At 69.3% G+C, this 11,261-nt stretch carries 9 protein-coding genes; 5 read left to right on the forward strand and 4 right to left on the reverse strand.

Annotated elements, in window-relative coordinates; translation table 11 throughout:
- The 3 genes from NBZ85_RS19730 to NBZ85_RS19740 form a co-directional block, all read right to left on the reverse strand.
- Positions 1-1,143, reverse strand: a 1,143-nt coding sequence (locus NBZ85_RS19730; RefSeq protein WP_261562380.1) for a dolichyl-phosphate beta-glucosyltransferase, incomplete at its 3' end; no start/stop codon positions are given.
- 144 nt (positions 1,144-1,287) lie between these two features.
- Positions 1,288-2,199, reverse strand: coding sequence for a DUF6895 family protein (locus tag NBZ85_RS19735; protein ID WP_372517757.1), 912 nt, complete (start codon positions 2,197-2,199; stop codon positions 1,288-1,290).
- Between the two features lie 10 nt (positions 2,200-2,209).
- Positions 2,210-2,656, reverse strand: coding sequence for a hypothetical protein (locus NBZ85_RS19740; RefSeq protein ID WP_261557952.1), 447 nt, complete (start codon positions 2,654-2,656; stop codon positions 2,210-2,212).
- Positions 2,657-3,213: 557 nt separating this feature from the next.
- Here NBZ85_RS19740 and NBZ85_RS19745 point away from each other — a divergent pair.
- The 5 genes from NBZ85_RS19745 to NBZ85_RS19765 all read left to right on the forward strand — a co-directional run bounded on the left by NBZ85_RS19745 (position 3,214) and on the right by NBZ85_RS19765 (position 8,875).
- On the forward strand, positions 3,214-4,572 hold the full coding sequence (locus tag NBZ85_RS19745) for an ATP-binding protein (RefSeq protein ID WP_261562382.1): 1,359 nt from the start codon (positions 3,214-3,216) through the stop codon (positions 4,570-4,572).
- Positions 4,573-4,583: 11 nt separating this feature from the next.
- Entirely contained in the window at positions 4,584-5,315 is a 732-nt protein-coding gene (locus NBZ85_RS19750; RefSeq protein ID WP_261557950.1) for a hypothetical protein, read from the forward strand.
- Positions 5,312-5,959 (forward strand): hypothetical protein, encoded by a 648-nt coding sequence (locus NBZ85_RS19755; RefSeq protein WP_261557949.1) that lies wholly within the window; start codon positions 5,312-5,314, stop codon positions 5,957-5,959. The genes NBZ85_RS19750 and NBZ85_RS19755 overlap by 4 nt, the downstream gene beginning before the upstream one ends.
- A gap of 296 nt (positions 5,960-6,255) precedes the next feature.
- Positions 6,256-7,992 (forward strand): serine/threonine-protein kinase, encoded by a 1,737-nt coding sequence (locus tag NBZ85_RS19760; RefSeq protein WP_261557948.1) that lies wholly within the window; start codon positions 6,256-6,258, stop codon positions 7,990-7,992.
- Between the two features lie 133 nt (positions 7,993-8,125).
- Entirely contained in the window at positions 8,126-8,875 is a 750-nt protein-coding gene (locus tag NBZ85_RS19765) for a class I SAM-dependent DNA methyltransferase (protein ID WP_261562383.1), read from the forward strand.
- Positions 8,876-8,976: 101 nt separating this feature from the next.
- Here the strand turns inward: NBZ85_RS19765 and htpG are convergent, their stop codons facing one another.
- On the reverse strand, positions 8,977-10,962 hold the full coding sequence (gene htpG, locus NBZ85_RS19770; RefSeq protein ID WP_261557946.1) for a molecular chaperone HtpG: 1,986 nt from the start codon (positions 10,960-10,962) through the stop codon (positions 8,977-8,979).
- Between the last annotated feature and the right edge of the window lie 299 nt (positions 10,963-11,261).

The following is an 11,261-nucleotide window of genomic DNA, read 5'->3' on the forward strand; positions in this document are numbered from 1 at the left end:
GCGCGGGGTGCCGGCGCCAGCCGAGGCGGTCGTCCGATCGGCGGTCGTCCGATCGGCGACCGGGGGAGTGGCGCGGATGCCCTGGTCGTGCTGGTTGGGCCGATGCTTCGGGGTGACGTCCGGGTAGGGCGGCTGGTCGGCGAGCGGCGCGGCGGAGCCCTGGTCGAGCGGGCCGCGGCCGACCCAGGAGCGCAGGTGCGCGACGGGCACGGTGCCGCTGGCGATCGCGCGGCGAACGCGCACGATGCCCCGCAGGTCGGCCAGCGCGGTGGCGACGAGGTCGACGCTGCTGTCCGGATCGTCCACCCAGTCCACCGGCACCTCGTGCACCCGCAGCCCGCAGCGTTCGGCCAGGACGAGCAGCTCGGTGTCGAAGAACCAGCCGGTGTCGGCGACGTGCGGCAGCAGGTGCGCGGCAACGTCGGCGCGGATCGCCTTGAAGCCGCACTGCGCGTCGCGGAACCGCACCCGCAGCGTCCGGCGCAGCAGCAAGTTGTAACAACGGGAGATGATCTCCCGCTTCGGCCCGCGCACCACCCGTGACCCGCGGCTCAACCGGCTGCCGACGGCGACGTCGGAATGCCCGGAAATCAGCGGCGCGATCAGGGGGAGCAGGGCGTTGAGGTCGGTCGACAGGTCGACGTCGGTGTAGGCGAGGACGTCGGCGTCCGAGGCGGACCACACTGCGTGCAGCGCCCGTCCCCGCCCCTTGAGCTCAAGGTGGGTGACGGCGACGCCGGGCAGCTCGGCGGCCAGGGGGCGGGCCAGCGCCAGGGTCCCGTCGGTGCTGGCGTTGTCCGCGATCGTGATCCGGAACGGGTACGGGAACCGTTCGAGGAGAAAGGCGTGCAGCCGCCGGATGGACGGCCCGAGATCCCGTTCCTCGTTGTAGACCGGCACCACCATGTCCAGGACGGGATGGTCCGGACCGGCAGCTCGCGGATTCGGTCGCGTCGCTCGCCGGGCGACGCGACCATCATGGCTGTCGGCGCCTGCGGCGGAGGAATGGATGGCCGGAATCGATGAGTACAACCGCGGCGACACGGCGCGGGTGGCGGCGGCAGTGGTGGTGGTGGTGTCGGCGGTCGGCAGCAGCGTCATGTCCTCAAGGTCGGCCCCACGCCTGCGCAGACCCTGTGCCACTCCTGTGTGATCCCTGTGAGCTGCTGCCGGCCTGTGGGCGATAAGGCTCACTGGTCATGCCGCCTCGCATCCGGTGAGGCATCCCCTTACGCATTCCAGTTCGGCGTGGAGAGCGAGATTCGTCGGTCTGGCGGCGGCTTGAAATCAGCTGCCCTGGGCCCTGGTTCCCGTCGCCAGTTCACCCTCCGCGAGAACGGCGAGCGTGACGATGGTCGCGTGGTACCTGTCCTTGAACCCGGGCCCGGACCGGGACCCTGGCTCGGCGCCGTCGGCGGATGGCGGCCGCACGGGTACGCTGCCCTGCTCCTGCGCAATCGCGGCCAGAGCGGAGACTCCGGTCAGGAAAGCGGCGGAGATACCGGAACCGGACCATGCGATGCTGGCCAGGAGCTCAGCGGCGATGTCATAGTCACGAGTGGCGAGACGCGCCGCGGCACACGAACCGAGAACACAACCTAACGGGGCGGGGAAGGCAGCCGGCCAGGAGACCTCGCGAGCGCCGAACCTCGTCGCATAAAAAATCATGTGTGTGATGGTGTAAAGCCATGATGACTTCGCCGCGGCGCCGGTTCCGGGCCACGCCGACAACTCTGCCGCCAGTTCTCGGGTGACTGCCGGGCGGCAGTCGCCGAGCCCGGCAGTATCTCGCGCAAAAGCGATTTTGAGGTCTTCCGCGGGTACCGTCCCGAAGCCGCCGCCGAGAACCTCGACGACCTTGTCGTGAAACCGTGATCGCCGATGAGTAACTTCCTCCAGGACCGGGAACATGACGAGCAGGTCTCGCAGGTGATGTTGTGGGAGATCGTCCCAGGGAAGATGTTCTCCGACCACCTCGAGGTCTGGCCAGAGCTGGGCCGCGACGTCCTGGGCCCAGGCGGCGTACCGGCTGCCGGCCGCTCGGTGCCGAGGACCAGTCAGAGCCCACAGCACCATCGACAGCTCTCCGAACGCCCGCACCTGCCCGAAGGATTTCAGACCCGATCGCAGGTCGGGTCTGAAATCCGCCGAGTGCGTCTCGATCCACCCGCGGAGTCGATCTCCGGCGCCTGGATCCATGCCGCCGTCGCTATCGCGCCGCCGACTTCTTCCTCTCGGAACGGAGTTTTCCGTGGAGTGCCTCGGGCGGCTGCTGGTACATCTGATAGCCGCAGGGCCCGGAGTTCAGCGCGATGGTGAAGTTCTCCGTGGTGACGGGGCAGTAGATTGTCGTGCCGTTGTCCACGGCCTCGCACTCGCACTCGTCGATCGGCTGGTCGAGTGAACCCTCGGTGGCGTAGATCCCGGGGCTCGGTCCGTCGAGTACGTGCGCCACGCAGAACCAGTAGTCCAGGCCAGTGTAGAGAAATCCGGTGTTGAAGCCGATCTGGAGGGGCCCCGCGTTGCCTCCGGGTTGCAGGATGGGCCCCGTCCAGACCTGGGGGCCGTCGTCACTGTACTCATGCGAGAAAGATATGTACGCATGCCCTCCGGTCTCATTGCTGACGTAGACGGTCGCACTGCTGTTGAACCCCATGATCGCGCCTCCCCCGTGCCTGTGTGTGTGAATAGGAAATCCCCCGTAAGACGGTTCCCAAAACATGCGCCGGTGGATTCTGGCCGACAGCCTCGCCCGCGCCCATCGCCTCGGAAGGTGCGTCTTTCGGTTGACGGACATGTCCGTCAACCGCCCGACGAGTTGAATGTTACTGGATTTTCTGATCTTCTTTCTCTGCGCGGGTCGCCGGGGTTTTCGAGGTCTGGGCAGGGTGAGAGCCCGGCTGTCGTGCCGGGTGGGCGCCGGGTCCACGGCCCGGAGGGTGCCCGGTGTGCTGGTCGTGGCCGGTCAGGGACTGCAGCAGGGCGGACAGCCAACCGGCTGCCCCATCGCCGTCGGGTCGCTCCGTCTGATTGCGGTTGCGGGTGACTCGGGCAGCGCCGCCGGACCAGGTGGCGACCCTCCACGGGCCTGCGAAGTTTTGCTTTCGTCACGGCCGGCCCGGGTGCGATTGTCGGGGACGGACCGCCGGTCCGGGCGGCTGACGGCGTGACGGCGGAGGACGACATGACGGCGGTGACGGCGGGGGAGACAGGATGCGGTTGGACCGGTCCGTTCGGCCCGACATCGTCTGGGTGACCGCGTTGCGGGCCCTCGACGAGCAGCACCGGACCACCTCGCTGCTCCGGCTGGGCTGCCTGGCGGTCCTGTGGGCCGCCGCCGCGACGCTGCCCGCCGACGAACTGGCCCGGGCGGGCGGGCAGCTCGCGCTGGTGACCGTCGGATGCCTGCTGTCCGGGGTGCATGCCCGGCCGGCACTGACCGACGCCCTCGAACGCCTGCCCGGCGCCGGGGGCCTGACCGGGCATCTCGCCGGCACCCGGGGACGGGCCATCGTCGACGTTCCCGGTCTGCTGGAGGCGTTCGGGGTCGTCGCCGCGGGGCTGCTGTTCGCCGGGCCGTGGCCGGTGGCCGGGCTGTCGGTCTCCGCCCGGTCGGTGGGGGTCCTCGCCTCGGTCGCCTTCGCCTGGCTGGTGGGTCTCAACGCGCTGCTCGACGCCGGGTGGTACGCCCCGTACGCCCCGGTGATCATCGGCTCGGACCGCAGTGACCAGCCCGCGCCGAGGGTGCTGCGGGTGCTGCGCCGGCTGATGCCGAGCCTGCTGGCCATCCTCGTCGTGCTCATCGTCGCGGTTCCGTGGGTACCCGAGGTGGCGGCGGTGCCGGTGGTGCTGCGGGCGGCGGCGGTCGGCGCCATGTTCGTCCTGGAGATCGTGTGGATCTGCTTCGAGCAGCTGCTCGCGGCCACGGTGGCGACGGTGCGCGACGCGGAGGACATTGTCCGCAAGGGTGCGGCGCAGGACCTGCACAGCCTGACCAAGAACGCGGTGCGGCTGGTCGCGACCACGGTCGAGGGACCGGACCCGAACCTGGCCCAGATCCGGGTGCTCGTGCGTGACCTGCTGGTCGTCGTCGAGGAGAACCGGCTGGAGATGCTCACCGAGGGGGGCGCCGCTCGGGCCCACGACGTCGCGGCGCTGTGGCAGGTGATCGTGCGGATCCTGCCCGACAGTGGACGTCACCGCTGCCATCTGGTCGCCGGCCATGACATCGCGCTGCGCGGCACCGACTACCAGCTGGCCCGCCGGGTTGTCGCGGACCTGGTGATGAACGCGCTGAAGGCCGGGGCGACCCGGGTCGAGGTCGGTGTCGCCCTCGACCTCGATACCGACGACCGGTTCCACCGGTTCACCCTCGACGTGACCGACGACGGTCCGGGGATGCCCGCAGACGCGGGCGAGGACCCCGCCGGCAGCCTGCGCCTGCTCGACTGGGAGCTGAACCGCTACGGCGGCGGGATCACCTTCGACCCGCGACCCGAGCGGGGCACCGAGGTACACGTCCGCTGGCGTTCCCCGCGGGCCGTCCGCCGCCGAGCGGGAGAAGGCTTGTGACGATACGGATCATGGTCGTGGACGACTTCCTGGGCGTCGAGACGGACATGGCGCGGGCCCTCGACGACGCCGGCGACGTCGAGGTGGTCGGTACCCGCAGCCCGCGGGATCTCGCCGACCTGCTGGCGGTGGACAGCGATTTCCAGCTGGCGTTCGTCGACCTGCACTACGGCCGGGGCGCGACGGAAAGCGGGCTGGCCGCGCTGGGTAGCCTGGCCGAACACGAGATTCCCAGCATCGTCCAGACCGCGGACGGTGAGGACAACCGGCTGCTGTTCCTGCTGGCGGTGTTCACGTTCTTCCCGGACACCTGGACGTTGGTGCCGAAGGCCGCGGGCCACGAACCGATCCGGCGTGCCGTGGCGGCGCTACGGGCCGGCTACCGGCCGGAGGACGGGGCCGCCCGCCGTTACAAGAAGGCGGCGCCACTGCTCACCCGGCTCGTCACCCGCCCCAGCGATCTGCTGATCTGGCGGGCGTTGTTGAACAACTTCCGGGAACCGCAGGTCGCGCAGGCCGCGCACGTCTCCAAGCGGGTCGTGTCGCAGTTCACCGCGGACCGCCGACCGGTCGTCGCCCAGATCGAGGCCGATCTGCTCGGCCGGCGCCTCGGCCCCGGGACCGGGCCGGACGAACGGGGTGCGAACCTGCTGGAGGTCTCCGCGTTCGCCCGGTTGCACGCCGACTTCTTCAGCGCACCGGACGTGGAACGGCTGTTCAGCCGGGCTCCGGACCGGCGATGAGCACCAGGGCGCTGCCCGGGTTCGCCGGTGGGCGCCGCCCCGGTCCGCTCACGGTCTTCGCCGGGTGCCTCGCCGTCAGCCCCGGTGTCCCGGCTCTGCTCGCCCGGATCCTGGAACGGCGCTGGCTGTCCCCGCACGGTGAGTTCGTCGCGTTCCTCTATGGCGACCCGCTGCTCGCGGTCGCCGCGGGCCTCGGTGTCGCCCTGTGCCCGGACGGTCCGTCGGCGTCGGCGTCGGCGCCGGTGCGGGCCGTCGCCGGCGGCCCGGCGGCCGCGGCCTGGCTCGCGTTCGGGTTGTGGCAGTGGCGGGCGGAGGTGCGCGCGGGACTGTACCTGCCGGCGCAGGCTGTGGCGCCGACGAAGATCTGGCACCAGCTGGTGGTGTATCCGGCGCTGGGGCACCTGGTCGTCGGGGCCGCGTTCGCCGGGGTCGCCAGTCCCGGCCGGTCCGCCGGGCGGCGGCTGGCCAAGGCGACGATCGTCGGCTGCGCGTCCGCGTGGGCGGTCGCGAACGTCTACGACCGTCGGCATGTGAAGCTCGGCCATCCGCCGTACGACTGGCGTCGGCTGCGACCCGTAGCGGCGCCGTGGCCGCGCTCCTCCCGCTCGCTGCGCGCCGCGGATGGGGCCGTACCCGGGCGGTGACCTGGCCGGTTGCGAAGTTTCGCAACCGGCGGTGCGTATTGCTGAACGGCGTGGCGCGTGCCTGCCCGTCCGGCCCCGCGTGAACACGCACCGCACCGCACATATCTGCCCGCTGTTTCCCGGCGTCGTCGATTGCATTCTGGTGGTGGCCGAAGTCGCCGCCGGAACGGTCACGCGGACGAGCTTCCATTCGGCTGCGTGGCCAGCTCGATTCCTGACGCCTCGATATCCGGGATTGCCGTCACGGAATTACTGGCGAAGTAACGGCACCCGGCAGGCAGGAACGTTCGAAGGGGATGGGCACAGTGGACGTGCTGAAGGGCGAGGACCCGCGGCGACTGGGAACGTATGAGATCATCGGGCGCCTCGGCGCCGGTGGCATGGGCCAGGTCTTCCTGGCGAGGTCACGGGCGGGACGCGCCGTCGCGATCAAGATGATCCTTCCCGAGCACGCGGATGATCCGGAGTTCCGGGGCCGTTTCGCCCGGGAGGTCGCCGCGGCCCGCGCGGTCAGCGGCGCGTTCACCGCGGCGGTCGTCGACGCCGACCCGCTGGGGGACCGGCCGTGGCTGGCCACCGAGTACGTCCGCGGACCGTCGCTGCTCACGGCCGTCGTGGAACACGGGCCGCTGCCGCCGGCCTCGGCCGCCGCTCTCGGCGCCGGCGTCATCGAGGCGCTCGCCGCGGTACACGCGGCCGGCCTGGTGCACCGCGACCTCAAGCCGTCGAACATCCTGCTCGCCGCGGACGGACCGAAGGTCATCGACTTCGGGATCGTGCGTTCGATGGAGACCGACGTGACGACGCGCACGGCCGGCCTGATCGGCACCCTGGAGTACATGGCACCCGAGCAGGCCGGCCGCGCCCCGGAGCCGATGCCGATGCCGGTCCGGCGCGGCGGGCATCTCGGGCCGGTCCCGCCGGTGGTTCTCCCGCCCGAGGTGACCCCGGCGACGGACGTCTTCGCCTTCGGCGCGGTCCTGACCTTCGCGACGACCGGGCACGGCCCGTTCGGGCACGGTTCCATGACCGAGCTGCTGATGCGTGTCGTCTACGGGCAGCCCGAGATCAGCCGGGTGCCGACGTCGCTACGTGACATCGTCTACGACTGCCTGGACAAGGAACCGACCCGGCGTCCCACCCTCGACGAGCTGCTGGACCGGCTCACCGGTTCGGTGCCGCACGTCCCGGATCTACGTCACCCCGGCTGGCTGCCCGAGGCGCTGACCCGCGCGATCCTCGAAACCCCGTCCGTGCCGACGGCGCCGTATGCGCCGCACGCATCATCCGTCTCACCGGGCACATCCCCTCGCACCGGCGGGACGATGCGGACCGGACCCCACCTCCAGACCGGGCCCCACCTCCAGACCGGGCCAGATGGACAGACCGGGTGGGATGGACGGACCGGGCCAGGTGGGCAGACCGGGCCGACCCGGCGGGGTAACCAGCTGGATTCGCGCGGGATCGCCGACCGCTACGGCACGGGGCCTTCCGGTTCTCCGGTCGGCCGGCTGGAGAACCCGACGCCGGCGGCTGGTGCCGTTGCCGGCGGCGGGTCACGCTGGACGATCCTGCGGGCGGCCGGCGGCACGATCGCCGCCGCCGTCATCCTCACCGCCGGGCTGGCGATGGGCCACGGCTGCTCCGGGTCAGAAGACACCCCGCCGGTCATCATCCCACCCACACATACTTCGACAGCCCCGCCCAGCGCCGACCCGGCACTGACGCCGTTCCGCTTCGATGCCGGCACGTCGACCCCCGCCAACTGCACGTCGTTCTGGAGTCTGTCGACGGACGACCTCGCCCTGCGCACCTCGATGACCTTCTTCAACGAGAGGTCAGAACCGGTGCACATCTACTGGCGTGACCGGAACAACACACGGCAGGAAATAAATCCGAGCACCGTGCAACCCCACCAGCATGTCACCTACAACACCAACAGCGCCGCTGTCTTCGAGGTGACCAGCAACGTGCTCACCTGCCAGGATCTCTTCAGGCCGGCGGCGGGTGGCAGCATCGTCACCATCGACTGAGATGCCGTCGGCGGGGATGTACTTCGCTTCGCCGGCCGACGACGTCACGGCTGGCGTCGCCTCGTCAGGCAGGCGAGCCGAGAGCGGAAAACGGGTCGACAGAGCCGAGTTCTGCCCGTTAGCCTGCGGCGCCATGACGAGCAGCGAGGTGTGGGACGAGGAAACGGCCGGACGTTACGACACCACTTTCGCCGAGAAGTTCGCGCCGGAGGTGCTCGACCCAGCTGTCGATTTCCTGACACGTCTGGCCGGATCGGGCGCGGCGTTGGAGTTTGCCATCGGCACCGGTCGCGTGGCCATCCCGCTGGTCGCCCGCGGCGTTCCGGTGACCGGAATCGAGTTGTCGGCCTCGATGGTCGCCCAACTGCGGCGCAAGGCTGATGAGGAGACCCTGCCTGTGATCGTCGGTGACATGACCACGACGACTGTTCCCGGGGAGTTCTCTCTCGTCTTTCTGGTGTGGAACAGCATCTCCAACCTGCGTGCCCAGGCAGAGCAGGTCGACTGCTTTCGCAACGCGGCTCGGCATCTCGGCCCTGGCGGGCGCTTTGTCATTGAACTCTGGACGCCTCCGGTACGCCGCCTGCCTCCCGGTCAGCGGGCGGTCCCGGTGAGTACTGGTGACAGACACCTCGTGCTCGATACCTACGATCTCGCCACGCAGCAGTGCACCTCCCGTCACTACTGGCACGAGGCTGACGGGACAGTGCGTTATGACTCCGGCAGTTTTCGATACGTCTGGCCAGCCGAATGTGACCTCATGGCGCAGCTGGCCGGCCTGGAGTTGGAGAACCGGTATGCCGACTGGGACGGCAGCCCGTTCATCTCCGACAGCGAGAGTCATATCTCCGTCTGGCGTAAGCCTCTGGCCGGGCGTGCGTGACCGGGACCTGAGACGTGGCCGCGCGGCGCAGCGTCGGCCGGGAGACCGTCACCGTCCCGGCCGACCTGCCGCGCGAGTATGGGCTCGTCGGGTTCGTCGCGCTACAGGGTGTTCGCCAGCCGGTCGGCGAGGATGCGCGTGAAGCGGGACGGGTCGGCGAGTTCGCCGCCCTCGGCGAGCAGCGCCATTCCGTAGAGCAGCTCCGCGGTCTCGCCGAGAACGTCGGAGGCCGTGTCCGTGTCCTGCTGCTCGTGGGCCTTGCGCAATCCTGACACCAGGGGATGGGTGGGGTTGAGTTCCAGGATGCGCTTGGGGTGCGGCACGTTCTGGCCCATGGCGCGGTACATCTTCTCCAGGGTCGGGGTGATGTCGTGGGTGTCGCCGACGAGGCAGGCCGGGGACGTGGTGAGGCGGGACGACAGGCGTACCTCCTTCACCTCCTCCCGCAGGGTCTGCGCCAGCCAGGACAGCAGCCCGGCGAAGTCCTTCTTCTGCTGTTCCCGCTCGGGTTCGGTGCTGTCCTTCTCGTCCGCCGTGTCGAGATCGACCTGGCCCTTGGCGATGGAGCGCAGCGGCCTGCCGTCGAACTGCGCCACCCGCTCGACCCACACCTCGTCGACCGGGTCCGTCAGGATCAGTACCTCGTAGCCTCGGGCCTGGAAGGCCTCCATGTGGGGCGACTTCTCGACCATCAACCGCGACTCGCCGGTCATGTAGTAGATGTCGTCCTGGCCGTCCTTCATCCGGTCGACATACTCCCGCAGGGTGGTCGTCTGCTCCGGGTCACGCGTCGAGGAGACGGAGACGATGTCCAGGATCGCCTCCTGGTTGCCGACGTCGTCGAGCAGCCCCTCCTTGACGACGGGGCCGAACTCCTTCCAGAAGGTCCGGTAGCGTTCGGCGTCGTCGGTCTGCAGGTGCCTGATCGTCGAGAGCACCTTCTTGACCAGCCGGCGGCGAACCTGCTGAATCTGGCGGTCCTGCTGGAGGATCTCGCGCGAGATGTTCAGCGACAGGTCGTGCGCGTCGACGACGCCCTTGACGAACCGCAGGTAGTTCGGGATGAGCGCCTGGCAGTCGTCCATGATGAACACGCGCTTGACGTAGAGCTGGATTCCGCGCTTGCCGTCCTGGGCGAACAGGTCGAGCGGTGCGTGGGAGGGGATGAACAGCAGCGCCTCGTATTCGAAGAGGCCCTCGCCCTTCATGTGGATGATCTCGAGCGGGTCGGTCCAGTCATGGCTGAGGTGGCGGTACAGCTCGTGGTACTCGGCCTGGTCGATCTCGTCGCGCGGGCGCGCCCACAGCGCCTTCATCGAGTTGAGCGTCTGGACCTTGGTCGTAGCCGCGCCGGCCCCGCCCGTGGCGGCCTCGTCGGCCTCGTCCGCGTCCGTGGCGGTCTGAGCCGTGCGTTCGGTGGCCATTCGGATGGGCCACGCGATGAAGTCGGAGTACCGCTTGACGATCTCGCGGATCTTCCACTCGGCGGTGTAGTCGAACAGGTGGTCCTCGGTGTCCTCCGGCTTGAGGTGCAGGGTGACCGCGGTGCCCTGCGGCGCGTCGTCGATTTCCTCGATGACGTAGGTGCCCTCGCCGCTGGACTCCCACCGCGTGCCGCCGCTCGCGCCGGCCCGGCGGGTCAGCAGCGTGACCCTGTCCGCCACCATGAACGTGGAGTAGAAGCCGACCCCGAACTGCCCGATGAGTTCGGGCGACGCGGCGGCGTCCTTCGACCCCGTCGCGTCCCTGGCCTCCTTCGCCTTGCGGAGTATCTCGGCCGTTCCCGACTTCGCGATGGTGCCGATCAGCTGGACGACGTCGTCGCGGGACATGCCGATGCCGTTGTCGCGGACCGTGAGAGTGCGCGCCTCCCGGTCGACCTCGAGGTCGATGTGCAGGTCGGACGTGTCCACCTGCAGCTCCTTGTCGACCAGCGACTCGAGCCGGAGCTTGTCGAGGGCGTCGGACGCGTTGGAGATCAGCTCGCGCAGGAAGATATCCTTGTCGGAGTAGATCGAATGGACCATCAACTGCAGCAGCTGACGGGCCTCGGCCTGGAATTCAAGCGTCTCGATCCGGGTACTCACGCAGACCTCCATGCGGACACGGCCAGTTCGGGTGGGATCAACGCGGGGTGCTGCACGGCCGGGTGGATACTCCTACAGTGCGCCGACCCGGAGGCGGCACAGCGATACCGGCATCCCCCATTCGGGAAACCGAATATTAGCGCAGGCGCACCCGGTCCGGACCGGTGCACACTGAACCTTTCCCGGTAACCTTTCGTCACCTTTGGTAGCAACAACGCTGTGTGCATACGTTGATCTCTACGTGGTGCGCTGGTGCTCCATGTGGAGCAGCACGAGGCATGCTTTCACCACGGATCCGA

This window comes from Frankia tisae (assembly GCF_025403405.1).
Classification (GTDB): domain Bacteria; phylum Actinomycetota; class Actinomycetes; order Frankiales; family Frankiaceae; genus Frankia; species Frankia tisai.